General features: G+C 41.0%; 43 protein-coding genes and 2 pseudogenes. 7 read left to right on the plus strand and 38 right to left on the minus strand.

What is annotated here, in order from left to right:
* Window positions 1-8 precede the first annotated feature (8 nt).
* The 37 genes and pseudogenes from terL to G4V62_RS14040 form a co-directional block, all read right to left on the minus strand.
* Window positions 9-1,427, minus strand: a complete 1,419-nt coding sequence (gene terL / locus G4V62_RS13860; RefSeq protein WP_212508792.1) for a phage terminase large subunit — start codon at window positions 1,425-1,427, stop codon at window positions 9-11.
* Window positions 1,402-1,998 carry a helix-turn-helix domain-containing protein gene (locus G4V62_RS13865; RefSeq protein WP_165203185.1) on the minus strand — a complete coding sequence of 199 codons (597 nt, stop codon included), beginning with the start codon at window positions 1,996-1,998 and terminating at the stop codon, window positions 1,402-1,404. The genes terL and G4V62_RS13865 overlap by 26 nt, the downstream gene beginning before the upstream one ends.
* Window positions 1,999-2,296: 298 nt before the next feature.
* Window positions 2,297-2,593 (minus strand): ImmA/IrrE family metallo-endopeptidase, encoded by a 297-nt coding sequence (locus tag G4V62_RS13870; RefSeq protein ID WP_165203187.1) that lies wholly within the window; start codon window positions 2,591-2,593, stop codon window positions 2,297-2,299.
* Entirely contained in the window at window positions 2,590-2,739 is a 150-nt protein-coding gene (locus G4V62_RS13875) for a hypothetical protein (RefSeq protein WP_165203189.1), read from the minus strand. The genes G4V62_RS13870 and G4V62_RS13875 overlap by 4 nt, the downstream gene beginning before the upstream one ends.
* Window positions 2,740-2,811: 72 nt before the next feature.
* On the minus strand, window positions 2,812-3,138 hold the full coding sequence (locus tag G4V62_RS13880) for a hypothetical protein (RefSeq protein ID WP_165203191.1): 327 nt from the start codon (window positions 3,136-3,138) through the stop codon (window positions 2,812-2,814).
* A 169-nt stretch (window positions 3,139-3,307) separates the two neighbouring features.
* Window positions 3,308-3,730 carry a LuxR C-terminal-related transcriptional regulator gene (locus tag G4V62_RS13885; RefSeq protein WP_165203193.1) on the minus strand — a complete coding sequence of 141 codons (423 nt, stop codon included), beginning with the start codon at window positions 3,728-3,730 and terminating at the stop codon, window positions 3,308-3,310.
* An 11-nt stretch (window positions 3,731-3,741) separates the two neighbouring features.
* Window positions 3,742-4,167 carry a hypothetical protein gene (locus G4V62_RS13890; protein ID WP_165203195.1) on the minus strand — a complete coding sequence of 142 codons (426 nt, stop codon included), beginning with the start codon at window positions 4,165-4,167 and terminating at the stop codon, window positions 3,742-3,744.
* Window positions 4,168-4,260: 93 nt separating this feature from the next.
* Complete coding sequence (locus tag G4V62_RS13895) at window positions 4,261-4,542, minus strand: hypothetical protein (RefSeq protein WP_165203197.1); 282 nt, start codon at window positions 4,540-4,542, stop codon at window positions 4,261-4,263.
* Between the two features lie 75 nt (window positions 4,543-4,617).
* Window positions 4,618-5,334 carry a Rha family transcriptional regulator gene (locus G4V62_RS13900; protein ID WP_165203199.1) on the minus strand — a complete coding sequence of 239 codons (717 nt, stop codon included), beginning with the start codon at window positions 5,332-5,334 and terminating at the stop codon, window positions 4,618-4,620.
* 12 nt (window positions 5,335-5,346) lie between these two features.
* A complete protein-coding gene (locus tag G4V62_RS13905; RefSeq protein ID WP_165203201.1) occupies window positions 5,347-5,541 on the minus strand; it encodes a DUF3954 domain-containing protein in 195 nt (64 codons plus the stop codon).
* Between the two features lie 65 nt (window positions 5,542-5,606).
* Complete coding sequence (locus tag G4V62_RS13910) at window positions 5,607-5,801, minus strand: hypothetical protein (RefSeq protein ID WP_165203203.1); 195 nt, start codon at window positions 5,799-5,801, stop codon at window positions 5,607-5,609.
* A complete protein-coding gene (locus G4V62_RS13915) occupies window positions 5,798-6,031 on the minus strand; it encodes a hypothetical protein (RefSeq protein WP_165203205.1) in 234 nt (77 codons plus the stop codon). The genes G4V62_RS13910 and G4V62_RS13915 overlap by 4 nt, the downstream gene beginning before the upstream one ends.
* Window positions 6,032-6,033: 2 nt before the next feature.
* A complete protein-coding gene (locus G4V62_RS13920) occupies window positions 6,034-6,444 on the minus strand; it encodes a hypothetical protein (protein WP_246218447.1) in 411 nt (136 codons plus the stop codon).
* Window positions 6,437-6,574, minus strand: coding sequence for a hypothetical protein (locus tag G4V62_RS13925; protein ID WP_165203207.1), 138 nt, complete (start codon window positions 6,572-6,574; stop codon window positions 6,437-6,439). Before G4V62_RS13925 ends, G4V62_RS13920 begins: the two co-directional genes overlap by 8 nt.
* 283 nt (window positions 6,575-6,857) lie before the next feature.
* The gene (locus G4V62_RS13930) at window positions 6,858-7,052 is read right to left on the minus strand and encodes a hypothetical protein (protein WP_246218448.1); all 195 of its coding nucleotides are present in this window, start codon (window positions 7,050-7,052) and stop codon (window positions 6,858-6,860) included.
* A gap of 11 nt (window positions 7,053-7,063) precedes the next feature.
* Entirely contained in the window at window positions 7,064-7,405 is a 342-nt protein-coding gene (locus G4V62_RS13935; RefSeq protein ID WP_165203209.1) for a hypothetical protein, read from the minus strand.
* 11 nt (window positions 7,406-7,416) lie between these two features.
* Complete coding sequence (locus G4V62_RS13940) at window positions 7,417-7,590, minus strand: hypothetical protein (RefSeq protein ID WP_165203211.1); 174 nt, start codon at window positions 7,588-7,590, stop codon at window positions 7,417-7,419.
* Window positions 7,571-7,879, minus strand: coding sequence for a Holliday junction resolvase RecU (locus G4V62_RS13945; RefSeq protein WP_165203213.1), 309 nt, complete (start codon window positions 7,877-7,879; stop codon window positions 7,571-7,573). Before G4V62_RS13945 ends, G4V62_RS13940 begins: the two co-directional genes overlap by 20 nt.
* Before the next feature lie 13 nt (window positions 7,880-7,892).
* Window positions 7,893-8,282: a pentapeptide repeat-containing protein gene (locus G4V62_RS13950; protein ID WP_165203215.1), complete on the minus strand. Its 390-nt coding sequence runs from the start codon at window positions 8,280-8,282 to the stop codon at window positions 7,893-7,895.
* Between the two features lie 5 nt (window positions 8,283-8,287).
* The gene (locus G4V62_RS13955; RefSeq protein ID WP_165203217.1) at window positions 8,288-8,539 is read right to left on the minus strand and encodes a hypothetical protein; all 252 of its coding nucleotides are present in this window, start codon (window positions 8,537-8,539) and stop codon (window positions 8,288-8,290) included.
* Complete coding sequence (locus G4V62_RS13960) at window positions 8,536-8,685, minus strand: hypothetical protein (protein WP_165203219.1); 150 nt, start codon at window positions 8,683-8,685, stop codon at window positions 8,536-8,538. Before G4V62_RS13960 ends, G4V62_RS13955 begins: the two co-directional genes overlap by 4 nt.
* Window positions 8,686-9,111 carry a YopX family protein gene (locus G4V62_RS13965; protein ID WP_165203220.1) on the minus strand — a complete coding sequence of 142 codons (426 nt, stop codon included), beginning with the start codon at window positions 9,109-9,111 and terminating at the stop codon, window positions 8,686-8,688.
* Window positions 9,112-9,297: 186 nt separating this feature from the next.
* On the minus strand, window positions 9,298-9,846 hold the full coding sequence (locus tag G4V62_RS13970; RefSeq protein ID WP_165203221.1) for a hypothetical protein: 549 nt from the start codon (window positions 9,844-9,846) through the stop codon (window positions 9,298-9,300).
* The gene (locus tag G4V62_RS13975) at window positions 9,836-10,042 is read right to left on the minus strand and encodes a hypothetical protein (RefSeq protein WP_165203222.1); all 207 of its coding nucleotides are present in this window, start codon (window positions 10,040-10,042) and stop codon (window positions 9,836-9,838) included. The genes G4V62_RS13970 and G4V62_RS13975 overlap by 11 nt, the downstream gene beginning before the upstream one ends.
* Before the next feature lie 31 nt (window positions 10,043-10,073).
* Window positions 10,074-10,493 (minus strand): deoxycytidylate deaminase, encoded by a 420-nt coding sequence (locus G4V62_RS13980; RefSeq protein ID WP_165203223.1) that lies wholly within the window; start codon window positions 10,491-10,493, stop codon window positions 10,074-10,076.
* A complete protein-coding gene (locus tag G4V62_RS13985; protein ID WP_165203224.1) occupies window positions 10,493-11,068 on the minus strand; it encodes a dUTP diphosphatase in 576 nt (191 codons plus the stop codon). The genes G4V62_RS13980 and G4V62_RS13985 overlap by 1 nt, the downstream gene beginning before the upstream one ends.
* A complete protein-coding gene (fbpA, locus tag G4V62_RS13990; RefSeq protein WP_165203225.1) occupies window positions 11,065-11,208 on the minus strand; it encodes a Fur-regulated basic protein FbpA in 144 nt (47 codons plus the stop codon). Before fbpA ends, G4V62_RS13985 begins: the two co-directional genes overlap by 4 nt.
* Window positions 11,201-11,386, minus strand: a complete 186-nt coding sequence (locus G4V62_RS13995) for a hypothetical protein (protein ID WP_165203226.1) — start codon at window positions 11,384-11,386, stop codon at window positions 11,201-11,203. The genes fbpA and G4V62_RS13995 overlap by 8 nt, the downstream gene beginning before the upstream one ends.
* Before the next feature lie 4 nt (window positions 11,387-11,390).
* A pseudogene (locus G4V62_RS14000) lies at window positions 11,391-11,852 on the minus strand (ATP-binding protein); the annotation flags it as partial.
* Window positions 11,853-12,198: 346 nt separating this feature from the next.
* A complete protein-coding gene (locus G4V62_RS14005) occupies window positions 12,199-12,924 on the minus strand; it encodes a DnaD domain-containing protein (RefSeq protein ID WP_165203227.1) in 726 nt (241 codons plus the stop codon).
* A 171-nt stretch (window positions 12,925-13,095) separates the two neighbouring features.
* The gene (locus G4V62_RS14010; RefSeq protein ID WP_165203228.1) at window positions 13,096-13,911 is read right to left on the minus strand and encodes a recombinase RecT; all 816 of its coding nucleotides are present in this window, start codon (window positions 13,909-13,911) and stop codon (window positions 13,096-13,098) included.
* Between the two features lies 1 nt (window position 13,912).
* The gene (locus tag G4V62_RS14015) at window positions 13,913-14,860 is read right to left on the minus strand and encodes a YqaJ viral recombinase family nuclease (RefSeq protein ID WP_165203229.1); all 948 of its coding nucleotides are present in this window, start codon (window positions 14,858-14,860) and stop codon (window positions 13,913-13,915) included.
* Window positions 14,861-14,986: 126 nt separating this feature from the next.
* Window positions 14,987-15,175, minus strand: a complete 189-nt coding sequence (locus G4V62_RS14020; protein ID WP_165203231.1) for a hypothetical protein — start codon at window positions 15,173-15,175, stop codon at window positions 14,987-14,989.
* 362 nt (window positions 15,176-15,537) lie between these two features.
* Window positions 15,538-15,765: a hypothetical protein gene (locus tag G4V62_RS14025; RefSeq protein ID WP_165203232.1), complete on the minus strand. Its 228-nt coding sequence runs from the start codon at window positions 15,763-15,765 to the stop codon at window positions 15,538-15,540.
* 1 nt (window position 15,766) lies between these two features.
* Window positions 15,767-16,285: a helix-turn-helix domain-containing protein gene (locus G4V62_RS14030; protein WP_165203233.1), complete on the minus strand. Its 519-nt coding sequence runs from the start codon at window positions 16,283-16,285 to the stop codon at window positions 15,767-15,769.
* 48 nt (window positions 16,286-16,333) lie between these two features.
* Window positions 16,334-16,531, minus strand: a complete 198-nt coding sequence (locus G4V62_RS14035) for a helix-turn-helix domain-containing protein (protein ID WP_165203234.1) — start codon at window positions 16,529-16,531, stop codon at window positions 16,334-16,336.
* Window positions 16,532-16,547: 16 nt separating this feature from the next.
* Window positions 16,548-16,778, minus strand: coding sequence for a helix-turn-helix domain-containing protein (locus tag G4V62_RS14040; protein ID WP_165203235.1), 231 nt, complete (start codon window positions 16,776-16,778; stop codon window positions 16,548-16,550).
* Window positions 16,779-16,933: 155 nt separating this feature from the next.
* On the opposite strand from G4V62_RS14040, the gene G4V62_RS14045 reads away from it, so the two are divergent.
* The 5 genes from G4V62_RS14045 to G4V62_RS14065 all read left to right on the plus strand — a co-directional run bounded on the left by G4V62_RS14045 (window position 16,934) and on the right by G4V62_RS14065 (window position 21,263).
* A complete protein-coding gene (locus G4V62_RS14045; RefSeq protein ID WP_165203236.1) occupies window positions 16,934-17,386 on the plus strand; it encodes a helix-turn-helix domain-containing protein in 453 nt (150 codons plus the stop codon).
* Between the two features lie 110 nt (window positions 17,387-17,496).
* Window positions 17,497-18,360: a DUF3800 domain-containing protein gene (locus G4V62_RS14050; RefSeq protein ID WP_165203237.1), complete on the plus strand. Its 864-nt coding sequence runs from the start codon at window positions 17,497-17,499 to the stop codon at window positions 18,358-18,360.
* Window positions 18,361-18,720: 360 nt separating this feature from the next.
* Window positions 18,721-19,152 carry an ImmA/IrrE family metallo-endopeptidase gene (locus G4V62_RS14055; RefSeq protein ID WP_165203238.1) on the plus strand — a complete coding sequence of 144 codons (432 nt, stop codon included), beginning with the start codon at window positions 18,721-18,723 and terminating at the stop codon, window positions 19,150-19,152.
* Window positions 19,153-19,265: 113 nt separating this feature from the next.
* On the plus strand, window positions 19,266-20,207 hold the full coding sequence (locus tag G4V62_RS14060) for a protein kinase domain-containing protein (protein ID WP_165203239.1): 942 nt from the start codon (window positions 19,266-19,268) through the stop codon (window positions 20,205-20,207).
* Complete coding sequence (locus G4V62_RS14065; protein ID WP_246218449.1) at window positions 20,208-21,263, plus strand: hypothetical protein; 1,056 nt, start codon at window positions 20,208-20,210, stop codon at window positions 21,261-21,263.
* A 187-nt stretch (window positions 21,264-21,450) separates the two neighbouring features.
* Here G4V62_RS14065 and G4V62_RS14070 read toward each other — a convergent pair whose 3' ends face one another.
* A complete protein-coding gene (locus tag G4V62_RS14070) occupies window positions 21,451-22,131 on the minus strand; it encodes a hypothetical protein (protein ID WP_165203240.1) in 681 nt (226 codons plus the stop codon).
* 362 nt (window positions 22,132-22,493) lie between these two features.
* Between G4V62_RS14070 and istA the strand changes: the two genes are divergently transcribed.
* Window positions 22,494-24,005, plus strand: coding sequence for an IS21 family transposase (gene istA / locus G4V62_RS14075; protein WP_165203241.1), 1,512 nt, complete (start codon window positions 22,494-22,496; stop codon window positions 24,003-24,005).
* Window positions 24,002-24,262, plus strand: a pseudogene (locus tag G4V62_RS14080) (IS21-like element helper ATPase IstB); the annotation flags it as partial. The gene istA and the pseudogene G4V62_RS14080, both read left to right, overlap by 4 nt.

A 24,262-nucleotide genomic window follows, 5' to 3' on the forward strand; every position in this document is an offset into this window, starting at 1 on the left:
TCACCACCTTATAATCCAAATGCTGATTTGTTTCTGATTTTCAATCTATTGTTTTTGTTACTAAACCTATTCAACGCCTGTGACATACCGTCAACTTGGTCGTCATTAGCTCCATTAGGGAAGGACGCCGTTTCCTCTACAAAATCATTAATCCAAGGCGCTATGGTCGGATCAGGTAAATAAACATTTCCTGCCTCCACCTCAGGCGAAACAGCTTGGGCGCGAACTACCTTACCACCCTCCGGATTGACTGGAATAAGCCCTGTGATCTCACGTTTAAGCATTTGAATAACAGCCGGACCATTTGCTTTATCCTCAATCAATTTACTTTTTGCCTCAGGGTATTCGCTCGTCAGGTTACGTATCGCCTGCATGGTTGTTGGTAAATCCATACGGCCGCGAACTTGATCGATTAAGTAACGATCAGCACCTACACGCCCCCACACTTGACCGACTACATAGTCAGAGCTGTCACTATCTTTAAACGTACAATCCCAAGACTGCAAGACCTCATCAAAACGTGTCGGAAGCTTCTTATAATACTTCCACCATCCGCGATTGAAGATGTTCCCTTGACCTGGCGACGGCCTTTGTTGATAAAGTGCCGTCCAAGTACGACTTCCGACCTCTATTTTCTTGTTTTTCGCCCATTCCTCGTCAAACCCAAGTTCTGGGCATAGAGGCTCGTCAACCTGACGTCCGAGCAGGTCGTCTGAATCCTCGGCAAGTGCCGGCATCCGAATGCGCTCCCAGTTGTAAGGGCTTCGCTCTAAGAGACGTCCCACAAGATCATCCTCGTGCCACCGCGTCATGATGACGATGACAGAGCCACCTTTGTGAAGCCTTGTTGAGAGTGTTGCTTCCCATTCTCCCCATACTTTTTCGCGAATTGTTTGAGAGTCGGCTTCTTCTTTGTTCTTAAATGGGTCATCGATGAGTAGGAGGTCTGCCCCTTCACCGGTGATTGAACCACCGATACCTGTTGCAATCATTCCGCCTCGATACCCCTCGATACCCCAGTTATTTTGCGCTGCATTAATTGTCGATAAAGATACAGAAAAAAGACGACTACCGTACTCATTGAGTTTTTCACGGTTTAGTCGTCCGAATTTGCGTGCTAATGAATCTGAATATGAAGCTGTGATAACACGTTTGCTAGGGTTTTTCCCTAAATAATACGAAGGAAACGATTCTGTTACGGTCATTGATTTACCATGACGCGGCGGCATTTCTATAATGATGTGCTTCTGCTCACCGTTGGCGATAGCTTCAAGTCGTTCCGCGACATATGACGTGTGTTTAAAGTGCCTGTAGTTACCTCTATGCACACGAACTAAATAATCTCTGAAAGAACGTCTTGCAAGTTCATCTCTGGCTGCTTGTGCTAGTGCTTCGCGTTGTTCAGTTGTTATCGTCGGAGTTCGCAAGCTTTTTCAACTCCTCAACACTCAGTCCAGATAAATCCACTTGGTTAGTAACGCCGCCGGAATGCTCGATGTCCTGCTTGTCACGCCAATCAGCAGGCTTTCGGTTTTTAAGCCAGAATATTTGTGCTGTTACATCAGGGGATATTTGCTTTTTGACTTTCTTCTCCAACACTTGTTTGGTCTTAGGAATGGACATAATAAAAGAATCCCTTTCCGCTTGTGTCGCGTTGGGATTCTTTTCATTCCATTTCTCTAGCTCAATATCCACTTTTAGATCGTACTCTTCGCGGTTCATTTCTACAGCAACATAGGTTTCTTCTTCGTATTCATAGCCTAATGCCCTTTTAAATAAAGCATCTTCAACAGCGTAATCAGCTTCCTGTTTGCCTGTTTTTAAGGCTTCCTGTAATTCTGGATAATCATTCTTGTACACATTAAAAGTGGAGACCGCCACGCCTAGACGTTTGGCAATCTCCTCTTCAATCATCCCATCTCTACACCAATGCTCTATGTCCTTTAGGTGCGGTGCAACATGGGTTTGATATTTACTTTTTCGCCCTCGCCCAGACATGACTTCACCACCTTTGTAAGCTAAAGCAAATTTTTCTCTACATAGTCCTTATACGCTTTGATTTGTTTCTCGTTAGCCATCTACATTCACCGCCGCCTCCTTGTTGTTAAGTTTGTTTTGAAACTAGCACTTTTGCTGTTTGTCTCTGCGTTGCTGTCCTATTTTGAGTACCTTTCTCACTACTAGTCCGCGAGCATCGTCATATGAAATGATTCTAGTTTTATAGAGCGCTTTAGCAACATATACATACAAAAATAAACTCTTCGGAATCTTAGCGTGCAGTGTGTTTTTCAATGGTCTATCCTCCATGTTTCACCCTCCCGCCAAACTTAAAATCGTTATCACAAAGCACTTGATAGAGCACTTTGGACACTCTATCAATTACCTCTTCGTCATGCTCTTTGTACCCGGCTTCGAGATAGATTGCATGAAGCATCTCATGCACAAGTACTTGCTCTTGCTTTCGTTGTTTTAGGCGTGGGTCAACTCTGATTAATAGCTTGGTGTATAAACACGTACCATAGTTCTCTTCGTCTTCAAATGGCTCAACATCGTAATGAACTCCTGCAATTTTTATGCGTTCGGGTAGATTCACCGCAAGAACCCCCGTTCTTTTCTTCTCTGCTCCATTCTCATGCGCTGTTCATCGATCTCATTGCTAATTTTCTTGTATTCTTTATCAGTTTCGTTTTCCTGCTCAATCAAACGAGCCGTGAAATCTTCAAAGAAGTTTCTGTCCATGCTTCTACCTCCTTGTTTTGGAACATAAAAAGAGCGATCAATGCGCTAATTGCGCTTGTCGCTCAAATTCATCTAATCATCTTTTTCTATTTTATTTCTACAGTACGAACACAAATCATCTTCAATAGCCGACAACATTTCATTCCAACTAATTTCTTGCATGCACCATTTACAATACTCGGTGTAAAGATGTTCACTTAATCCATATTTAGCAAATAGATTCTTTTGTTTGGGTGTTAATTCTTCAGGTCCTTTATCTACAATTAACTTAGCTATCCCATTAACTGCAGCGTCATCTTGGAATTGCCCCAAAGACAAAAGGTCGGAAACATAGAATCTAAAATCATCATCTTGCTCATGCGCTGGAGTCATTCTTTCTATAATGCGCTTAACGGTCAATGTTTTCACCTCCCCCACCACAATCATGAGGGAAAAGGTGACAATTTTCTATAATGAGAGATCGACAGGTTTCGACATAGACGCTTTTGCGTGACGTAGTGCAAATGCGTTACAAATTAACCTGTCCGTCCTGCCCTTAATTTTACTCCCACGTGTGAAAACTTTGCAATTACCCTGCCAACCCTGACATTCCTGACATTCCTGACATTTTATCCACTACGCTGTCACGAAGTCTAAAAACATGACGCTCTGACAATCCCATATGACGTGATATAGCAACCATGCTCATCCCATCCAGCATACATTCAAGCACTGCCTTTTCTCTTTCAGCCTGGATCACATGGATTCTCTCTTGAACAAACGTCACACGCTGCTCTAACTTCTCGACCCACTTATATTTTCCGTATCTCCGTTCCACTTCACGAGCTACCGGATCGCCAGTTTGGTACGGAGCTTTTGGCTGTGTCGCCTCGATGCCGTATTTGCCAGTGGTAGCGCCGGGGAAATCCTTTAATAGCTCTCTCTGCCTCTTAATCTCATTGACCATCCAGTGATAATCCTTGAGTAATTGCGCAATCTCCTGTTTATTCATCAGATCACCCCTTATATATTAGTCCGTGCGTGTGTTCTGTGTGGTCTGCGATCAATGACTTGGTGAGGCATATAAAAACGCTGTGCGCGCCATCCTTGGCGTTCGTGTCGATGTTTAGTAGGCTTTGGCTCGTCATATAATGCGGACAAGTCTTTGATCTCTCCGAATAGATTTTCAAGCCTTTTTGCAATCTCCATTGCTTGCTCATGTAACCTTCTGACTGCCTCGTTCCACTGTTCACTGAATTGCTGTATTTTTGGATTCATCACTTCCCGCCCTTTCGTCTGAGTGCTCCGCCTCGTCGTTCGTATGTCTGCCTGTTCATGCCCATCAATTCTTTTAAATCCCAGTCCGTGAGCTCTTCCTTCTTCTGTGGCTTCTGCTTCGTCTCCATGTCTGTCTCCTTTCTGAATAAAAAAGAGGACACCAACAGACACGGATTGCTCCGTTATCTGAAAGTGCCCTCGGTTCTTCCGCAGGACGTATTTTTTAGGTATTTAACTTTGAGAGTGAAAACTGATGTAAAAACATCAGAAATCACCTCGTTTGAATTTATCGGTTTGTGTGGTTTTTAGGTCTTTGTTAGTCCAACCGACAACTCCATAACCTGCTACGGTTACGATATATCTACTTTCTTTAATTCTTTTGTCGAACCCGTAAAATTTTATATCTATATCATGTTTATTGAGAGGAACACCAAAACCCATTAAATACTTTTTAATAACCTGATACAATTCCTCGAAGTCATTGACACTAACTTCGTTATTCACACTTTCATCTAAAGAACCTCTATGCCAATAAAACTTATTCATTAGAATCTACCTTCTTCCAAAATCTTATTAAGTGTGTCATAGAACAAGGGTTGGTAAATACACCGGAATCATTCATCATGCCACCAATCTCGGACGCCAAGCCTTAATAAAATTCACTGCTTCTTGATAATCTTGAGTGCGTATGTCCCGGTATGACGGAACTGCAAAGCTATCTTTGATTGCTCTATGAAGCTGTGAATATAACTTCCTTTTCGCCTTATCTCTTTCAGGTGATAAAGCTACTAACTGCAAATGTCTTTCATCCAATGATTCTAGTAAGGTTGCGACTCGTTTTGATACCTCTTTTTGTAGAAGGCGTTGTTGACCTGCGGTCAGCGTGACCATATTATCCACCTTCGTCTCTAATGCCGTGATATTGCTACGGATTCCTTTTAGCTCTTCGTCATGCATCATGGAAAGGCGCATAGTAGCTAAAAGTTGTTCTTTTTCTGATATAGGGGCATTATTTGATATAATTTGCTCCATCTCCTGAAATTTTGAAACATATTCTGCTGTGAACCGTATACCTTTATCACCAGTCATTTTATTCGCTACGAATTCACACCCTTTTCTGGTGAGCAAGTATCGCTTGTAGTTCTTCCCAGTCCCTACTTGATACGTACTTGCAATGAAGTATTGGTCAGCCCCCAAATCTGGGGTTTGATCTAAAACGGCTGAATAGCCTTCAATGTCTCTTATCAAATGGTCATGCCTCTTGTCGATCAAAGAAGCCACGTCACGGCTATCAGCAAGTAGCTGACCATTTTGATTTACAATCGTTAATTCGTTCATTGTAAAACCTCCTTATTGTCTAACTCGTGTTTCTCGACAATCAACGGTTGTGACAGTCCCTTTTTTCCAGCCAACTTCATGCCTTCCGTAGCCGGTCGAAGGGGCGACATAACATTCTACATCTCCGTCACAAACGACATAAACGGCATTCTCGCTGACATCAATCTCTGCTTTCATAGATTCAATATCGACAGGGATTTTTTTCACTGCTGACCCCTCCTGTGGTATAATAATTGCAGTCACGCGTCCCAGGAGGGGCGTTTTTTATTTTTTCATTCAACATCCTCAAATTTGATTAAATGTGCTTCAGGTGTAGTGATACTTCCATCTTTCCTTTCCACTACAGCAAAAACGCCTATTCCGTCATCTAAGTCTCCCTCGTGCGCAAAGCAATGAAAATAACCCTCAATCTTTCCCTCGATTTTCGTTACAGTGACTGGCCTTAATCCGTTCCTGCGTTCCTTCATCCTCCTCTCCCCCTCTCAATAATGTCGCTGATATTATTCAGCATCCCGTACAATTTTTGCTTTTCGTTATTCTCGTATTGCACGACACTCTTGTAGTCGTTAATTGCCCTTATAGAGTTGCGACAAAGATGTCTAAGCGACATGCTGTTAAGCTCTGACAACACCTCTCTCAGCTCATCCTCCGACAGTTTGAGTAATTCGTTGACGCTAGGCGTGATCGGTTTGCCCATTTTTAATCCCTCCTGAATGTAAAAACAACTCCTTCTTCGTATTCACCAAGACCGATCTCGTCTTCTGTCCAATCGCCTTCGTCTTGGTCATATCTAAAACAAATAACATCGCCCTCCTCAGTGACAAGTGGATTAGTATAAGTGTCATAGCAAGGCGTTCCTTTCTTCCAGTACGTCATCATTTCTTTCCCTTCAAGATGCGGGCAGGAAATAAGTCCCCATTCTCGACCATCAGACCAACTAAGTTCCTTCACGATGCCGTTTGGTAGTGACAGCTTCTCAAGCGTCTTTTCCGCCTGCTCGATCGACATCTGATGAATCTCATCGAACTTGTATCCGCCCATGCCGATGAGTTTTGCTTTCGCCTCGCCGAAACGTTCTTTTAAAAACGCATATGCCGTCGGATTATTCATTTTGAAGCCTCCATTCGCGCTTTTTCGCCTTTTCTTCAATGTGCGGAATGGCGTATTCTTCGCGTATCACTTGCCGTTGCCACTCCTCTTGCGTGAGTTCTTCTTTCTTTTCAATTAATGATAGAATCATTATCCGAATCCTCCTTGTAGAATAACTTTCCGTCCTTGAACACTAGGTCATTTCTTTTTTCTTCGATTAGGATATGACCCTCATCGTTCAGAGGAAGACTTTCCATTTCCTCAAAGTAGTAATGCAGAGCGCATTCGTGATTGCAAAAGAACTCACCTAGAGCATTGCTGTATTCTATCTGGGTTTTTGCCGTCAGTGGCTTATCGCACTTTTGGCATTTTACTTGCATTTAATTTCACTCCTTAACCTTCAATCGTTGCGATTATTTTAGGACTTTTAACGTTTAATCGCTCAATTGCTTCTTCGTAAGTGATGAGTTCGTTGTCGCAAAGCATCTTTTCTTTCGCTGACAGTTCTCCCTCAAAAACTCGTTTATATCATCCGGGCTGTCACCGGTAACTTTTGCGTAAAATTCTTTAGCTTCCTGTTCTGTTTCTGCGGCCACCCAATCAATGTCATTCATCTTAAAAACTTTCATTTTCGTTCCTCCTATAAACGAATTACATACTTATATTCAAGCCCGATCTGTTCTTCATATCTCAACGTGTTTTTGAAGAGCGAGCGCTTATACGAATCTAAATATTTCCAAATCCAGTCAGCGCTGCTGTAACACCATATGCGGATGTCTTCGGCGTAAACAGCTGGATGCACATAGGGATAATAAAGATCACGGTCTTCTTTTAGCCAATCACAAATGTCTTCGTATTCATCAAATACCGCATAATTGCTCTCTCGCTTGAAATACACGAGGTGTGCTTCTGCGTTGCTCTCTTCTCTAATTTCCTTGACCCTTCTCATCGCTTCTAGCAGGCTTGCTGTTTGAAGTGGCATCTTAAATCCTCCTAATCTTTGAAATCGTACTGCTCGCCACAACGCACTAGGACGCCGTGACGCTTAGAATATATGTTTTGTCGCCGTACCGACTGCTTATTGACGCCTTCCTCATATACCGTGATGACGAGAAGTTTTTCACGATCTGGACTGACCGCGCCTGTCTCAACCACTCTGCGCGTCATGACGCAAATGCTTCACTTGGTGATCGTGAATATTCTTGAGGTCGAACCGTGTCGGCGTCTGCACCGACTTAGCCTCGAAGTTGATCGACCTGCCTTGATACACGCCGTCATAGTCTACTGTAGACTGTGACTCGTAATGCCCCATGACTTTGTTTTTGGTTACTTTGAGCACTTTGACTGGCGTAGGTCTTTTATTAATAACAGCGATCTTCTGACGTCGATACATGTCGTTTGACGTTGTGATCAGTCGTTCAAGAGGCATTCCTCTGTTTGCGTAGCTCCTCTTCATTTTTCTCAGCCTCCTAAACAGTGTTATTTTTGAAGAAGGCATATGCAATCTTGATGTTACGCTTTTGCTTTTCATCATCCTTGTTCCTAGCCAGCCCTTTATTTAGGAATCCTTCTAAGTTACCATCCCAACAACCAGCAAACACTTTATCTAGTGACGGGATGTACTTTACTTCGCCTCCGAAGGTACCGATGTTGCCGACAGAGAAAATCTCTACTCCACGCACCCTTTGTGTGTTTGCACCGCGTAGGTCTGCACCGCGTAGGTTTGCATAGCTTAGTTCCGCACCGCGTAGGTCTGCACCGCGTAGGTCTGCACCGCGTAGGTTTGCACGCTCGCCTTCTTTAAAAGATGTCTCTAGCCACAACTGGTGTTTATCTAAAATCTCTCTGATTTTATCCATTCTTCTCAGCCTCCCACAGAAAAAATGTACTGTATGTCATCGTAGAACTCGTATACATCCCCACCATTTGCTTCACATTCCAGCCAAGCCTTTTCAATTGCGTCTACTCTATTCTGTAGCCGTTCGATCCGAGCCATGTGCTCGACTTTTTCTTGAAGCAAACGTTCTATGTCCTCTTTCATTTGTTTGTGCTCTGAGGCAATATCAACTAGCGATAATATAGCTTTTTTATAGAGGGTTTCTTTTTCGTCACTCATACACTCACCCTTTCGTATTTTTCTCCAATCACGTCTACAATACTTTTTCCATCATTTACTTTCCGCACCAACTCATCGAGCTGCAAAAGCTCTTGCATTGTTAAGCGATCTAAATTGTCAGTGCTGATTAAAATGTATCTGCTCATTTAAGTCACCTCCAACAACTCAGGATTTTCGTAAATGTTTCCGACAACCTCTATTTCTTCTCGACGTGGCGACCCTGGTGAAAATATCAGTCCAGTACCATCCAGACGACGAATCCCCAGCCAAATTCCTTCTGCGTAGTAAATCTCACCACGGATAGTATCTTTTACTTTTTCAACTGTTGAGCGACTACAATCCGTATATTGAATCTTTTTGTAATCGACAACGTCACTCTTGTAAATCTCCATGCTGTGTCGGTCTTTCAACCCCGTAAACACGTCTCTTGATAACAATTCATAGTCCGCGAGAAAAGCAGGCGACAGTTTTTCTAGCGGTCTTTTTTCGATCTGACCCCAATAGTAGTGTTTAACCTCGATGTTTCCGGAAGCTTTGTGCCTTAGGATGTAACGAAATTTAATCTCCCTCATGACCATCCATCCTCCTCCAAATCCACGCCACTGAACTCCAATTCCTCCTTGAAACATTGCCAACAAGTCCACGGGTAGTGGTCTTGATAAAATCGATTTATTATTAACTGACTATCGCTTACATACTGCTGCGGTTTTGGCATTAAGAAGCTTTTTTCGTCGTCGCAATATGAGCACTTTTCGGGTTTATTCATCATCATCTTCTGCCTCCTCGAATGACAATGGTTTTAAAGTTAGATACTCTTCGTGCTTGACATCCCCTAATATATTTCCAAACTGCACCGCGCCAGCACACCACACACCTTGATGGTCTGTACGCAATGCAGTGAAAATACTGCCGTTTCCGTAAGTCCTATATCTATCACTGCGTGCGTTTACGATCATTATTTTCTCCCCTCGTTTGGCGTGTTCTTCGGAAAGTACGTATTGGCTATCTTCTAGTTTAACGACACCCCCAGCTTTGGGTGCTTTGGGTGTAGTATCCGATACGGGTGTGTTACCATCCACCTCAATCACTCGCACCGAGATGTTTTTGTCGTTTATATCTGATATATGGATGTCATGAATCTCACTGTATCGATCTACAACAGAGAGTATTTCTTGATTGTCCTCACCTACTCTGTAGACTAAAAACGCATCGTCATATTTTTTGCGGTCAGAATCCATGCCTCTCAAGTACACTACTTTTCCATACAACTCTTGATTAAACACTTCTTTCATCACTTTAATTTTCACAGTCTTCCGCCTCCTCATTTTCAAAAATCCCATTCCTCCGCCGTTTAATCCGGTTCTCACGCGCTAGATGCATCACTGCAAGCGCGCACTCGTCTATGTCTCGTCTGAAGTGTCCTGCGATGCCGACTAAGGACATTCCACCTCGCCACAGCTCAGCAAAATCGGAAAGGTCAGCGTCATCCCAAATAAAATCCATGTTCTCGCACACAAGTACAATCTTGCGCCTTTTATGCACCTGTCTTTGTAGCGTTGACGGCATCCGAATCACCCACCTTAATAATTGTCATCCCATCCGCAAAGTTGTTAGGAAAACTATGCGGATATTCATGCTTGTAATAGATTTTGCGTATTCCTGCTGCCCTTATTGCTTTTAAACAATCTGGACAAGGGTAGTGCGTTACGTATAATAACGCGTCTCGTGTTGATATGCCTTCCCTTGCAGCTGTGATTAAGCACTTCATTTCAGCGTGAAGCGTTTGCCTACAATGACCGCCAACCTCACACTTTTCTATAGCTTTGCAGATACTAGACGCTCGTTTATTTGAGCCAAAAGTTCGTTCATCTCTCTTATTAACAAGCACTGCGCCGACCTTCAGTTTCTGGCAGTCGCTGTGCTTGGATGCTCGGAGTGCTAAGTCCATGATCATCAATACCCACCTGCCTGACGTTCGTGATTGACTTTGTTCTTGTCGAAGTAGGCTTGTTCGATCTGGTCAAGGGTAAATCCTAATTCTTTACCCAATGACATAAAGTAATTAAATCCCTCATAATACTCAAACCATTGCTCGTCATCTAACGTGTCCCAGTTGACTGTAAAAAGATTTCTGAATAGCTGATTTACATTCTTTTCCGCCATGTAAGACCAACTTTTGTTATCTTCCAAATGTTCGTCTGCCCCTAATTCCAACCCGATACTCAATATAAAATGCAGGCAATCAACGTATTCTTCTAGAATCGGTTGCGCTTGATATTCTTGGATGCTCGCTCTAGTATTTGTACCAGGTCCGTCATATCCATGAATGTATATTTCAACGGTTTCGTATCTCGGCTCCTGATCCTCACTCCAAAATTTGAAACCTCGCCACTCATTAGCAAGCTCCCCAAGCTCAACCTGCAACGCTAAAACCTTTTTATCTAGCAAATACCGCCCTTGTAATCCTTTTTCCTCGACTATGTGATCATCCAATTGCTTTTGCATATTAAACAGTTTCCGTAAGTTCATCCCTTCACCTCATCCACTAATTTTTTTAATTCCGAGACAGACAGCTCCCACAACTGCCTGCCGTCCTCATGCTCGTAATACTCACAATCTAGTAACTGCTCGATGTATTGATCCTTGACGGTTTTTAATAGTTCAGCCAACTTTTCGTGCCTCTCTTTCCGCATCTAATAAGCGCTGTCTTAACGCCTCTATGTCTTGTTTTGATTGCTCTCTCAATGCCTGCTTTTGCGCATCTGAGCAATTAACACACGGCTGTATGTAAGCCATGACTGCTGTTGCCACCGTCATATCTCCTGCGCCTTTGCATGTTTTGCACATGTGATCATCCCCTATCTAATGATTTCAGGCGGTAGTCCTCTCCGTTCATCACGAGTATCTTTGCGTTATCTAACAAACGGGAAAACCGACGCTGTTGATCTTTGGTTTGTGTCATTTCAGCTTTTGTGAGGTTCGTTGTGTAAACAGTGTGCTTCCCGGCACGCTGATCAAGAACTTCAAAAAGCTTGCTACTGCCCCAGCCTCCTGTTGAATCCTCAGCCCCTAAGTCGTCAACGATCAGTAGGTCAACGGTAGCTAGTGCCTCCATAACATCAGCTTCAGTAAATTCCTTGTGGTTCCAACTGCTCTTTATGTGCGTGAACAGCCGGGGAACACTGACCATAATCGTTGAATAACCTCGTTCATGTACCCGGTGCTTAATAGAGGCGGACAGGTGCGACTTACCTGTGCCGAACGAGCCTTGAAAAAATAAGTTCTGTTGTTCTGTCTTTGGGAAAGATTCTGCGTAACGTTTGGCAGCCTCGTATTGCTTCTGGTGGGCACCTGGGTTAAAGCTGTCAAAGACGCCTGTTCCAACGCGGTGTTCATAAGGCTAAACTTGTCGAATATCTCCAGTTTTTTCAGCTTGCGCAGTCGCTTACTGCGTTCTTGCTCCGCCTTTGCAAGTTTCCTATCCTCGCATTTGCAATTGACATCAACCGTGATGACTTCGCCCTTTTGTGGCCCTCCGGCAATCAACATTTCGGAGCGCTGCACAAGCCGTCCACATCCATCGCACTGAAACTCTTTCAGTACTTTCGGTTTCTGGATTTTACCCAGAACTGATTGTAGGGATTGCATATTAGCACCTCCTAAAAGCCGAGATCGTAATTGTCGTATTGAGAACCACTAGCGCGTTTAAAAGGTGTTACGTTGTTCCGTCTTCCTTGGTTCTTCTTCTGTTGCTTTTGGCGCTCGTAAGCTCTCACATCGTCGATAGTTAAGAGAGACTTAGAATGCCAGTCACGCAGAATAGCTTCAGCGTAGTTAAAATGTGACTTGCCGTTTTTAAGTGTGACTTTAAGAGCAGCTATGACGTGTTCGTCAGAAAGGTCATCACACCAAGAATTTATAGATTCAGAGATGAATGGATTCAGCACACCAAAATTCTGCTCGAAGAAACTAAATGGATTCTCGCGCGCGTCTTCATCATCATATTTAGTTTTGTTTTGTTTATGTTTAGGTATGTTCAAGCTATCGGTATGAGATTGGTAAGTCGATTGGTAAGTTGATTGGTCAGAAGATAGGTCAAGTGAGTTGACCAATGAGACCATTTCATAAACTGGAGCCTGACCTTTTTTTCCTTTCTCATACTTAATCAAATTCTTTTCGATAAGCTTTTTACGGGCATCAACTATGCCTTGTTTGGAGAGACTTGTGAGTTGTTCCACTAGAGAGTTACTTGCGTTAAATCTACTTTTCCATCCAGCCATATTGTTTATGAGCATTAGTGAGTGCCACAAAGCAATTGCGCTGGTGGGGAGTTCGTTTAACAAAAGCCAGTCTCTAAATGCGTTCAACTCTTTAATGTAGTTCATGATCTCTCTCCTTTCTCTCGCAAATTGCGTACATGCCATCTATCTTGATCAATCTGAGTGTTGGGTTTGCCTTCTTTAAAAAATCCTCTACGTAGGCCGTATATGCCGCCCGGGGGTTTTTACAATCCCGAGCGAGCAAACCAGCCGTTGGAATTAATATTCGGTACTGCATTAGAACGGAAAGTCCTCATCATTTAGTTCTGTTTTAGTCTCTTTCTCTGGTTGCGACACAGGTTCATCCGGCATGTCAAAGACTTCGACTTCTGGTTGCTCCGACTCTTCATCTTCAGCAGGGGCTTTCTCGTCATCTTGGAAAGCTGTCTGCATATCGACCGAAAGGATACCCCACTTACTTAACATGTTTCTTAAGACTGTCTTTAGCGCCATCGCGTCGTAATTGTCTTTCCACCCGAAGTTCGACTTCGAGAATTTCTTTTTATGTTCGTCGATTGCATCTTTTGACCAGTACACCGTTTTACGGAAGCCATTTATTAGTTCAAAGTGCGCTGTGTAACCAACTACCTTATCTGACTTCCTACCTTCAAAATCAAGTTTCAGCTCTTCTGTGAGGGGGTTCCAGTGCTCTAATTGCCCCTCATAGATTGGTAGTGCGTTAATTGTGCGATACTGACCTGTCCTAAGCGCTAGTTGGACGTATCCTTTGTATCCAAGTTGAAAGGTGGCTTTATTGCCGTATGGAACCACCCACGCATAACCGAGATTCTTGTCAACTGGCAAGTCTAGGGTCGCGGCAACAACACAAGAACTAATGATTGACATTGGTTCGCACTTCATAAGATTTGTGTCGCCGCTTACTAGATTCACAATCGAAGTCATGTAGGAACTTGCTCGATCGTTCAACATGTCCTCAAACTTCTTCTTGATGCTCGGGCTATTCAGAAGTCCTTTTAATGAATAGCTGCCGACATCATTATTTGCAGGCTTTTTGTTTTGTAACTGGTTTTTAACTGATTTATTTGTAGCCATTTCATTCAACCGCCTTTACTAATAGTGGTCTGCTGATCGATTCCTTTAGGTACGTTTCATATATATCTGGTTGTTCTTGTTTGAGACGTTTCGCGTCTACTCTCATCGACGACCTGTTCTTCCAAGTTATTTGGAAGCCAGGCAGTGTAGCTTTTTCGTTTTCCTTCATTTCTAGCTTGATGCGGTTTTCTATCTTTGTGATTTCTTGCTGTATTTCTACTAATTGTTCTTTTAGTTGATCGCGATATTCTAATTGCTCTTTGTATGAAGCACTTAAAGCTATTTCAGTATCCTTGACAGCTTCAGGGAATCGCTCTTTCATGTACTTCTCTGCCGCGCTTGTGCCGTCCAATGCAGGAGGTACGCCGGCAAGTACATGCTCTTCCCAAAAGCGTTTTTCTTCGGCGATCATCATTTCAATTAATTCTTCATCACGTTCGATCTCCTTCCAGACAAAGCGCTGACCGCCGATTAATACGGCAATATATGCTTTGGGTGCTCCTAAAACAGCCATATAATGCTGAATTTGCACAAGATATTGAGCTGGAATGTCTTCGCCTTCCCAATCACTTGCTAGTCTTTGATTGGCTGTTTTGCACTCAAGAATGGCTTTCTCTCCCACCACCATTCGATCGACGTTTGCGATCATCCATTCATGCTTTGGGTGTTGTAGAATGGCGTTTCTTCTCCTAACTCGTTTTCCTGTTCGGTTCTCGAACTCTTTAGCGACCATATCTTCTAGCAAGTTGCCGAAGTATGCCGCTTCGCTTTCGACGTCTTCAGGAATGTAATCCCCGGTCTTTTCTGACCAGACTTCAAAGGCTGTACTGTACTTGTTTAGCCCTAAAATTGCAGAGGCGTCACTGCCCCCGATTCCTTGCCGGCGATTTTTTAACCACTCGACGCGGTTCATTTCCTTTGTCGGAATCAGTACGTTTGGCGCTGTCATTGTTTACCTCCTTGATATTTTTGGGAGGGTCGCATATAATTGATGTAGATATTTATTAGAGCGACCCTCTAACGATCAGCAGGCAGGCTGATCGTTTTTTTGTTGTCTCAAACTCTGTCGCTTTGTTCACGCAATCATTAACTCGCTATGTTTTAGCGTGTAATCAAACATGCACTCAGCGTCATCACAGATCGTGTGATCGTCTATGACGCGGTAGCTGTAGCCTTCTTTGATCGACTCGCCGCATACTTTACAGCGACCGATCTTGCTTGGCTCACACATTGAATCTGGGTTGATAAAATGAGGGTTTAACATCGTTTGCCTCCTATTGTTTTATTTGGTGTCAAATTCACACCGTCAAGCCAGGGCACTACAGACGAAGGGGGAAGGCGTCATCCCTAGCTTGACGGCAGGAACTTGCCTGCCTTTAGTGATAGTGTTACAATTGCTTTAGCGTATCGAGTCGATTATTTCGGCTCTTTTTTTATGTCTGTATAAGTTGCTTCTAGCAGTTTTGCTTGCTTTTCTTCATCTGTTAGTGCTAGCCATTCTGACACTTCCACGTTCATACAGATGCCTCCTGACCTTCTCAACTGTTATTCCTCTCTCTGCTAATGCTTCCGCAACCTGTTCTATTGTTTTTACCTCTTTAAAATCCGCCTGTTTCCTACCCCTCATCAGAATCGACCTCCAAACATTTTTGCGGCTTCAACTAACTTGTCTAGCTCCGCCTTTCTTGTTTGCATCTGCCTTAACTCTCTTAGATGCCTCAACGCTTCAACTGTTGCCGTGATCGCATCTTCTGTATATCCGCCTCTTGCTAGTCGCGTTGATGCGTCGATTGCTGTTTCATATTTCTCTAGGTGTCTGCACGCCTCTTTCATGTCGCCTGCTAGTACGTTCATGTCATTCACCCTTCTTTATATATTTGTTAGCGATTAATTTCGCCTTGTGCCTAGACCACACTGATAGCCAGTTGAATCCATATTCTTTGCAGCAGATTGCTATAAAGTGCTTCAGTGCAACGATTGCGTCACATGCCTCTTGCAAGGCTTCTTCCATGCGCTGACGTTCGTGCGCAACTGCATGCGACGGATGATTCGTCATTTGGAGCTTTTGGATAGCCACAAGCACTTCTTCAAGCTCTTCCTCGGTCTTCGACTTAACCGACATACGGTGTAAGTCTACAGCCGAGCCATCGAGCTTTCCGACGCCGTAACCAAGATATTTAGATACTGCTGTCAAGGCGATAAATGGGTCTCCGTATCGCTTTGTGAGAGCTTGTCCGATGTCCGCCGGAAGCTTTGCCCTCTCCGTCTCGTAGGACGAAAGTGCTTCGCGGCTTAGACCGAGGTCGAAACTTAGTTGCTCTTGGCTCTCCTTATGATCTTTTCTGGTGCTTTGTAGCACCTTACCAACTGACATTTTATTCCTCTCCTTTTTTGCCGGTGATATTGGTTTGTTTTGAGATAATTAAGCTAGAGAAACAGCAGGAGTGTTCGCTTGCTCTTGCGCTGCTATCCACTCATCAATGGCTCGTTTGGTGAAGAAGATGCGCGTCCTCACTCGGTGGTGAGGTATCTCCTTCGAGCGAACCATTGTGTAAATTGTTTTGTAGTGGACGCCCAAGTAGTCAGCACACTCGTAGACGTTGAATGTCTCTTGACGCATGTTGTCACCTCTTTTTTTATATGACCTTTTGTTCATTCTTAGTTTCTAAGAACTTATTCTTAAAAAAATATCCTGCATCTACTGATAAACCGTGGCAAATCGCTTCGTATTCTTCAATAGATAAAGGTGATTGCCCATTAATCAACCTGTAAAACCTTTTGGGGTTAATGCCTGACTTTTCTGCAACAAAGTTCAATTTAAGCCCGCTAGCTTCGATGTAAGAGCGAATTCTTTCGTGCATTTTCATGTGTGCCCCCTCCTTTTTCTTAAAATCTAAGATCGATGTAACTTCATATTAATTCTTATTATCTAAGAAGTCAAGTATTTATTCAAAGAATCTAAGAACAAAATTCCTTATTCTTAGGAAAATGTTATTATGTTCTTAGAAAGTAGGTGTAGATCATGTCCACATTGGGAGAACGCCTGAGGATCGCCAGAGAGCGAAAAGGGCTCAAACAAACCCAAGTAAAAGAAAGAACAAACATTAATAACAAAACACTTAGTGGCTATGAACATAACGTAAGTGAGCCTGATTCTAACACCTTGGCGACTTTGGCCGATCTATATGAGGTATCTTACAAATGGCTCATGACAGGTAAAGGCGAGCCTTCTGAAGAGCAGAAAGGTGATGAACTCACCGAAAAAGACGAGCGAGACATCGCCAAACGCATGGCTAAACTGAGAGAAGACTTAATGAATGGTGAAGATAGTGACGGATTGAGCTTCTCTGGAGAACCGATGAGCCCAGAAGCGATTGAGTCACTACTCGAGGCTTTAGAATATGCCGAGCGTCAAGCAACACGTATTAATAAGAAATACACCCCTAAAAAATATAGAAATAAAGAAGAAAAATAGAACCTTTGTAGGGCGTCCGTATGATTTATCTAAAGGAGCTTAACTTCTTTTAATGGCTCTTTTTGTTTTTTGATCAGCAGATGACTATATTAAAAGGGGGTCTTATCTAATTGCAATATATTGTTTATTGTGACGAGTCGATAAAACGAGGGGAGTATTTCAGCAATTTTTATGGAGGATCGTTGGTAAGGTCGATACATTTTAATGAAGTTAAATCCACATTAGAGCAAAAAAAGAAAGAACTTAACATAAATAGCGAAGTTAAGTGGCAAAAAGTTACATCTAATTACTTGGATAAATACATGAGTTTAATTGAAGTTTTTTTTGACTTTATTAAAAATGATATGGTTAAAATTAGAATTATGTTTACACATAATCTTCATGAACCCATCGAGTTATCAAAAACACAAAGGGATAACGAATATTTTTTGCTCTATTATCAATTTTTCAAACACGCATTTGGACTTAAGTATTCTAATAATACTTCAAACAAAATATCTATTTACCCATTTTTCGATCAGTTACCGGACACTAAAGCGAAAAATCAAGAGTTTATTGATTACATATACAATCTCCAAAGGACTGACGTATTCGAGAGTGCTAATTTATTTTTTAACAGCAAAGACGACATAGCTGAAGCAAAGTCTCACAATCATGTGATATTGCAATGTTTAGATGTAGTGTTGGGTTCAATGGAATTTAGGTTAAATGAGAAGCATAAAATAATTCCAGAAGGTCACAAAAGAAGAGGGAAAAGAACTATCGCCAAAGAAAAGCTTTACAAATTTATTAACTCGCAAATCAGGCAAATCTATCCTAACTTTAATATTGGAGAAAGTACAGGGATCCAAGGTGTGGTGGAAAATCGGTGGAATCATCCCTACCGACATTGGAAGTTTATATCAATAGATAGCAGAACTAATGGATCATATGTAAGTAAAAAGAAAAAAGTGAGCCCCATCCACTCTACTTAGTAGCCTACGTGGCACGTAAGCCTTCGAGGGGATCAAGCTCACCTATCTAAATAAAGTATACCCCCACAATAAATTAATGTAAACATTTTTTTGCTTTATTTATTATAACAGCCGTTAAGGCTTTTCTTTTCAACAACAAACAGAACATTAGTTCTTAAATGCCGAGGTATTAAGGAAAATAGTCTCAATTAAGGGTTCACTTTCTAGTTATTTTGTATGATAATGGGAGTGTCTTCTAAATCATTTCACAGAGAATTGAACACAAGATCAGCAGTGGTTGATATTTCAAGCACTTCTATCACGGACTATTACCCTAAGATTTAAAAATAGAGACAAGCAATCGTTTTTAGGGGTGAAAACGTGTGGATAAAAGAAACGGTTAAAAAGTTAACAACGACATACAAAACAAACGATCCCTTTGAGATCGCTTCTGCTAAGAACATAATAGTTTTTGAAAAAGATATGCATGAAGAGATCATGGGTTTTTACAAATACATTAGAAGAAACAAATTCATCTTTGTGAATGCCAACCTAAACGATGATACAAAGATATTTACCTGCGCTCATGAACTCGGTCATTCACAACTGCACCCAGGGATCAGCACCCCTTTTCTAAGGCGCAATACCCTCTACTCTATTGACAAAATTGAGCAGGAAGCCAACCGATTCGCTGTTGAACTTCTTATGCTTGATGAAGACTTATATCAATTAAACGACACAAACTTAACAATCTATGATGCTGCTGCTTTGTATGGTATTCCCGATGATGTGGCGCATCTTAAGAAGTACTAATATTCTTTTTTTGACTCGGATTAAAAGGGGGCATCAATAGCGATTGTCTTTTCCGCAATGAATTCTTCTAAGATAACCTAATGCAGTCATTTACTATGATAAAGGAGAGTACAATGGACCAATATAATATAACTGATTCTGATGTCATAGATATATTAGCACTTCACGGTTTAAAGGCAGTATCTATTAGTAAGTTACCTAAAAGTGGGCAAAGACAAGTATTTGAAGTTGTTTTTGACTCAAAAAAAGATAGCATCCTAAAGTTTGTTGATGTGTCTCCATATATCGCATATCAAAGATATACCTGGAATGAATTCTCGGTTTCTGAACTTGAGCAGGAAAAGGTCTATGAAATTGAGGCAAATTCCAAAAGGATAATTAGGGAGCTAGAAGCATCAAAAAAATGTGCAATCCTGCCCCAGCTTGAAATTTTGGATGATTATGAGATGTACATAAAGGAGAATTATCACTTTATATATTACTTTGAAACTAAATTTGAGGGACAAACACTAGATAAAAGTGAACTATATCAAAAAGAACAAGATATTGATGTGATTTTACAGTTTTTATTCCAAATGGTTAATCAAATAAGGGTTATGCATGATACGGGTTATGTACATAGAGACCTTACTCCACGAAATATCATTTATCATCAAGGTCGGTTTAAAATTATTGATGCAGGTTTAGTAAAATCAAATGAAGAAGAGAAGTTAACTGCTACTAGAGCATTAATAGGGACACCGTATTACATGGCACCTGAACAAGAAAGAAGAACCTCTGATTATACATGGGATTTTAGAACAGATTTATATTCTGTTGGTTTAGTAGCTATAGAAATATTCCTTCCGCAAACACGATATCTTGATATGAAGAAAAAAAGGGATATGCATTATGTTTTTCCAATATGGAAAAGTAAAGATGCAAGTTCTAAGTCATTATTATTATTTAGTAAAGTAATTGCTAGGCTTGCTATTGAACAGCGATCTAGAAGATGGGCGGATTTAGACAACTTATTACATGTATTAGAGACTTTAATAGGTCAGGAGGATGAATAAATGATTTTTGCACAGCATGGTCCCGCATGGAAGCCGAAGTTAGAGAGATTTTTTTCAAATCACCTAATAGATGGAGTAATTTGGGATCCTCGAGAAGAAAGGGTAGAAAGAATTAAAGAAATACGTAGCAATAATGATAATTATTCTTCAGTTGAGAATATCATAGATCTGAAAGTGTATTACAAACAGTTTCCTTCATCTCTTCCCAAAAGGTTAAGTGAATTAGATTACTTTCCGGAAAACGACATAGATAGAGCGTTTCTGAGAAATACAGAAAACCTAGAAACTTTAGTGGAAAAATCTATAGCTTTCCAAATAGACTTTGATGTGGACGTCATAATGGCACCATCCTTCTATCTATATAGTTTCAATGATAGGATAGTTGATAAGCTTTTGGACACATGGGAGATCTTTTATGAACAACTAGAAGAAAAAGAAGTTGATAAAGGCAAGTTTGTTTCAATAATATTTAATGAAACAGCACTTGAAAATAAATCATATATCGCTGATTTTTTAGATGACTTTAGTGATATTGCACAAAAATTTGATGGAATTTATATTACTATAGATAGAGAAAAAAATAATAATCACAGACATGATTTTAATCCAAATCGTCTAAATGGTATGCTTCAATTAATCTATGACCTAAAGAACTTAGGACTAAGAGTAGTAATAGGTTACTCTGGAATTGAAAGTATAATGTATTTTGCAGTAGGTGCTGATGCAATTGGTACTGGCTGGTTTTATTCCTTAAGAAATTTTAATAAAGAACAAAAGGGACTAGAACCGGTTGAGAGTATGGGAAGACAAAAAAGGAGATACACTTCAATGAGAATGTTGTTTGAACTTGCTATTGAAGAAGAGATATTAAGTATCCCTGGTTATCTAAAGGAAGAGTTATATGGAAAAATTCTTACTGGATGCGAATTAGATGCCAAGATCTTAGAGGGAAATATAGAAGACATAAGCTTTAATGAAATATATGAACAATACTTCGAATCATTAAAACAAGTTGTAGATGCTATTACCGAAAAAGATAGTATAGAGGAAAAATAAGCCTTGTTGAACAACTTCTCAATACAGCGGATTCAAACATAAAACGCTATAACGAATCGGAAACCCTGCAACGAATTAATAATAGACATATTAAAAACTATCAAAATGCTTTAGGCCAATTTAAGGAAGATAATTTTATCTTTATATAATATAGAGAGGAGCTATAATATTTAATTTAATAGCTCCTTCACCCCGTTTTAATTGAAAAAGTAGAGGTTTCAAGTTGATATTTAGCAACACTACTGATAAAAGAAGGATTTATGCTTAGTTTTACTCGGTCCTTCTTTGGTTTATAAAGGTATTCAATTCTATCTTTGGAAACCCCAATTAGCCCTACATTTTGATTTTGAAAATATTTAATGTTATTTTTTTGTAACCTTTTTGCTAATTCTAATGGTAAAACAACGTACGAGTATGAAGAAAATTTCTTATTTATAGTTGCTTGAAGTATTGCCTTTTTCCAATTGGTTAACTTAGCTTCAAATGAAATGAATTGTAAGATTGGGAATTGAAAGTCCTTTGAAATGACATACCTTTTTGGAATAACCTCTTTAATGATACTTGCTTTTATTAATTTAGATAATAAATTAGAAAGCACTTTTTCATTATAATCAGTACGTTTAACAAGATAGTCAAAAGTTCGAACAGCTTTCTTGTGTAGGTAACCAATTACTTTTGCAAATTGATAATTTGAAAGTAGGTCCGCTTGTTCATAATTCATTAGATGAGAATCTTCAACAATTACTTGAACTATATCTACATTCCCAAATCTAGCGTTAAATTCAGCAAGAACTTTTTCATTTTCTTTTAATTCATCTTCTTTAAGTTCTATAAATTTCTTTTGTAAACATAATTCGCTTGTAAACATTTTTAGACACCTCCTCTTTATGATACCCTAGATTCCTAAAAAGTTTAAGGAAAAATGCATGGTTTAATATACTGAGTCGATTTCATAATTTAGAGCCTTTGCGGCTCAAGGCTTTAGAAATTAGGTACCTCCCAAAGTCTTGTATAATGTAAGTTACCACAAAAAATTCATTTTAAATTACAAGCATAACCTTATTGATGAAAAGCTTATTCATCGTATAAAGGCAATGAATGAGTTGTTTATGGCACAATAAAAACGTAATGAACGGCAGTTAATTTATGCAATAAAAAAAGCCGCTTGCCAACACCTAAAAAAATACATACACTCCTTTTGGGCATTACTTCAAGGAGGGTATTTAGGAGATGTTAGCAATGGCTGAAATTGATTATATCAGATTAGAAACAAACGTTAAAGGACGGGCTTACGCCTCTGTGGCTAAACAAATCAATAGAGATGAGAGAACTGTTAAGAAGTATTCGGAGAAGGAGGACTTTAGCCCCGATAACCGCCCAAAGCAATCAAGGAAAGCAAAGGTTATGGATCCTGTCAAACCCGTGATTGATCAGTGGTTGAGAGAAGATTTGAAGAAGAAAAAGAAGTTCAGGAGAACAGCGAAGCGGATCTTCGACCTGCTTGTTTCCAACCATCATTTTGTGGGATCAGATCGTTCTGTGCGCGCTTATGTGGCCAGAAGGAAGGCAGAACTGTTGGAGGAAAGTGATGAAGCTGCCCTGCCTTTAGAATCAAGGGCGGGAACAGCACAAGTGGATTTTGGAGAAGCCCCCTTTAAGTACAAAGGAAAAGATATTGTGCTACCTTATCTTGTTCTGTCCTTTCCTTACAGCAACGCCTTTTTATTTCAGGTGTTTCCTGCGCAGAATAGAGAATGCTTCCTGCAAGGGCTGACCAATATGTTCACCGAACTCGGACATGTGCCACAAGTCATTCGCTTTGATAACTTGTCACCTGCGGTGAAAAAAGTTTTGCCAAATGGCGAACGGCAGCTAACAGATGTGTTCGCCAGATTCGTTGCCCATTACGGATTCCGATATGAATTTTGTAACCCTGGAAGTGGAAACGAAAAAGGTCATGTAGAAGCCATGGTTAAATACATACGGAATAACTACTTGCTTCCCGCAGTAGCGTATGATGACCTTCAACAACTGAATAAAGAGGTGATTTCCTGGTGCATCAATGACAGACAACGCCTTCATTACGAAAAGGGGGAACTCATTTCCGAATTATATTTGGCAGATCAGGATCGATTCTATCAATTGCCCGTAAAACCTTACGAGTGTGTTCGCTTTGAGCAGTTTAAAGCTGACAAGTACGGTTTTATCCGCACCGATGGAAAGCAGTATTCCACGTCTCCACGTTTTGCAGGCCAGTCTGTTACGGCGAAAATTTCGTTTGATGAGGTGATCCTATTAGATGAGAAAGAAGAAACGATTGTTCGGCATCCAAGGCTTTACGGAACAGCTAAAAAATCAATGGACTGGCAGCCTTATCTGGCACTGATGGCAAAAAGGCCAGCGGCCTTGAAGTATAGTTCATTGTATGATCAATTGCCGGAGGCGTGGAGAGATTTCTTCCAGCGATGCACAGTGGAGGAAAAACGGAGTGCCATTCAGCTTCTGGCGATTATTCTGAAAGACCAGGACTTCAGCTTATCCATAGAGGCACTCAAAATCGCATCAAAGCATGGCCACCCAACCGCTGAGACGATCAAGCACGTATACTATCAACTGGTAAACGGCAGAGGTATACGGGAGACCATTTCCCTGTCAACACCGTTGCCTACGACTTCGGGTACGCCAAGAGGATTAAATCATTATGACAAACTGATTCGACTGACAGGGGGTGACCAAACATGACACACCTCATTGAAGAACATGCGAAACGGTTAAAACTTAGCTGGATTAGAGAGCATTATCATGAAGTGAAGGCTGAAACGCATGAAGAGTTTCTTCTTACACTCTTCGAAAAGGAGATTGAGCAACGTGAAGAGAGAAAACTCAATCTTCTGATCAAGAAATCGTGCCTGCCAGATATATTTGGCAAACAAATGGAGTGGCATGGAATCCACATGAACGGTTCCATGACTAGAGATGAAATCCTTGGGGGAGGATTC

It is taken from the genome of Litoribacterium kuwaitense (assembly GCF_011058155.1).
Lineage (GTDB): Bacteria > Bacillota > Bacilli > Bacillales > DSM-28697 > Litoribacterium > Litoribacterium kuwaitense.

What these genes read in the sequence shown, in the direction of transcription:
- G4V62_RS14005 (WP_165203227.1), bottom strand. Translation starts at nt 12,924, where the DNA reads ATGAACTACATTAAAGAGTTGAACGCATTTAGAGACTGGCTTTTGTTA.
- G4V62_RS13930 (WP_246218448.1), bottom strand. Translation starts at nt 7,052, where the DNA reads ATGAAAGTTTTTAAGATGAATGACATTGATTGGGTGGCCGCAGAAACA.
- G4V62_RS13980 (WP_165203223.1), bottom strand. Translation starts at nt 10,493, where the DNA reads ATGATCATGGACTTAGCACTCCGAGCATCCAAGCACAGCGACTGCCAG.
- G4V62_RS14025 (WP_165203232.1), bottom strand. Translation starts at nt 15,765, where the DNA reads ATGAACGTACTAGCAGGCGACATGAAAGAGGCGTGCAGACACCTAGAG.
- G4V62_RS13925 (WP_165203207.1), bottom strand. Translation starts at nt 6,574, where the DNA reads ATGATTCTATCATTAATTGAAAAGAAAGAAGAACTCACGCAAGAGGAG.
- G4V62_RS14010 (WP_165203228.1), bottom strand. Translation starts at nt 13,911, where the DNA reads ATGGCTACAAATAAATCAGTTAAAAACCAGTTACAAAACAAAAAGCCT.
- G4V62_RS14015 (WP_165203229.1), bottom strand. Translation starts at nt 14,860, where the DNA reads ATGACAGCGCCAAACGTACTGATTCCGACAAAGGAAATGAACCGCGTC.
- G4V62_RS14020 (WP_165203231.1), bottom strand. Translation starts at nt 15,175, where the DNA reads ATGTTAAACCCTCATTTTATCAACCCAGATTCAATGTGTGAGCCAAGC.
- G4V62_RS13955 (WP_165203217.1), bottom strand. Translation starts at nt 8,539, where the DNA reads ATGAGTGACGAAAAAGAAACCCTCTATAAAAAAGCTATATTATCGCTA.
- G4V62_RS13895 (WP_165203197.1), bottom strand. Translation starts at nt 4,542, where the DNA reads ATGAATAAGTTTTATTGGCATAGAGGTTCTTTAGATGAAAGTGTGAAT.
- G4V62_RS14060 (WP_165203239.1), top strand. Translation starts at nt 19,266, where the DNA reads ATGGACCAATATAATATAACTGATTCTGATGTCATAGATATATTAGCA.
- istA (WP_165203241.1), top strand. Translation starts at nt 22,494, where the DNA reads ATGTTAGCAATGGCTGAAATTGATTATATCAGATTAGAAACAAACGTT.
- G4V62_RS13940 (WP_165203211.1), bottom strand. Translation starts at nt 7,590, where the DNA reads ATGACGCGCAGAGTGGTTGAGACAGGCGCGGTCAGTCCAGATCGTGAA.
- G4V62_RS13875 (WP_165203189.1), bottom strand. Translation starts at nt 2,739, where the DNA reads ATGGACAGAAACTTCTTTGAAGATTTCACGGCTCGTTTGATTGAGCAG.
- G4V62_RS13995 (WP_165203226.1), bottom strand. Translation starts at nt 11,386, where the DNA reads ATGTGCAAAACATGCAAAGGCGCAGGAGATATGACGGTGGCAACAGCA.
- G4V62_RS14065 (WP_246218449.1), top strand. Translation starts at nt 20,208, where the DNA reads ATGATTTTTGCACAGCATGGTCCCGCATGGAAGCCGAAGTTAGAGAGA.
- G4V62_RS13935 (WP_165203209.1), bottom strand. Translation starts at nt 7,405, where the DNA reads ATGCCACTTCAAACAGCAAGCCTGCTAGAAGCGATGAGAAGGGTCAAG.
- G4V62_RS13960 (WP_165203219.1), bottom strand. Translation starts at nt 8,685, where the DNA reads ATGAGCAGATACATTTTAATCAGCACTGACAATTTAGATCGCTTAACA.
- G4V62_RS13865 (WP_165203185.1), bottom strand. Translation starts at nt 1,998, where the DNA reads ATGTCTGGGCGAGGGCGAAAAAGTAAATATCAAACCCATGTTGCACCG.
- G4V62_RS14045 (WP_165203236.1), top strand. Translation starts at nt 16,934, where the DNA reads ATGTCCACATTGGGAGAACGCCTGAGGATCGCCAGAGAGCGAAAAGGG.
- G4V62_RS13975 (WP_165203222.1), bottom strand. Translation starts at nt 10,042, where the DNA reads ATGGATTTTATTTGGGATGACGCTGACCTTTCCGATTTTGCTGAGCTG.
- G4V62_RS13950 (WP_165203215.1), bottom strand. Translation starts at nt 8,282, where the DNA reads ATGGATAAAATCAGAGAGATTTTAGATAAACACCAGTTGTGGCTAGAG.
- G4V62_RS13920 (WP_246218447.1), bottom strand. Translation starts at nt 6,444, where the DNA reads ATGAATAATCCGACGGCATATGCGTTTTTAAAAGAACGTTTCGGCGAG.
- G4V62_RS13985 (WP_165203224.1), bottom strand. Translation starts at nt 11,068, where the DNA reads ATGAACTTACGGAAACTGTTTAATATGCAAAAGCAATTGGATGATCAC.
- G4V62_RS13885 (WP_165203193.1), bottom strand. Translation starts at nt 3,730, where the DNA reads ATGAATAAACAGGAGATTGCGCAATTACTCAAGGATTATCACTGGATG.
- G4V62_RS14070 (WP_165203240.1), bottom strand. Translation starts at nt 22,131, where the DNA reads ATGTTTACAAGCGAATTATGTTTACAAAAGAAATTTATAGAACTTAAA.
- G4V62_RS13945 (WP_165203213.1), bottom strand. Translation starts at nt 7,879, where the DNA reads ATGAAGAGGAGCTACGCAAACAGAGGAATGCCTCTTGAACGACTGATC.
- G4V62_RS13910 (WP_165203203.1), bottom strand. Translation starts at nt 5,801, where the DNA reads ATGAAGGAACGCAGGAACGGATTAAGGCCAGTCACTGTAACGAAAATC.
- G4V62_RS13900 (WP_165203199.1), bottom strand. Translation starts at nt 5,334, where the DNA reads ATGAACGAATTAACGATTGTAAATCAAAATGGTCAGCTACTTGCTGAT.
- G4V62_RS14040 (WP_165203235.1), bottom strand. Translation starts at nt 16,778, where the DNA reads ATGAAAATGCACGAAAGAATTCGCTCTTACATCGAAGCTAGCGGGCTT.
- G4V62_RS14030 (WP_165203233.1), bottom strand. Translation starts at nt 16,285, where the DNA reads ATGTCAGTTGGTAAGGTGCTACAAAGCACCAGAAAAGATCATAAGGAG.
- G4V62_RS14035 (WP_165203234.1), bottom strand. Translation starts at nt 16,531, where the DNA reads ATGCGTCAAGAGACATTCAACGTCTACGAGTGTGCTGACTACTTGGGC.
- G4V62_RS13915 (WP_165203205.1), bottom strand. Translation starts at nt 6,031, where the DNA reads ATGGGCAAACCGATCACGCCTAGCGTCAACGAATTACTCAAACTGTCG.
- G4V62_RS13965 (WP_165203220.1), bottom strand. Translation starts at nt 9,111, where the DNA reads ATGAGGGAGATTAAATTTCGTTACATCCTAAGGCACAAAGCTTCCGGA.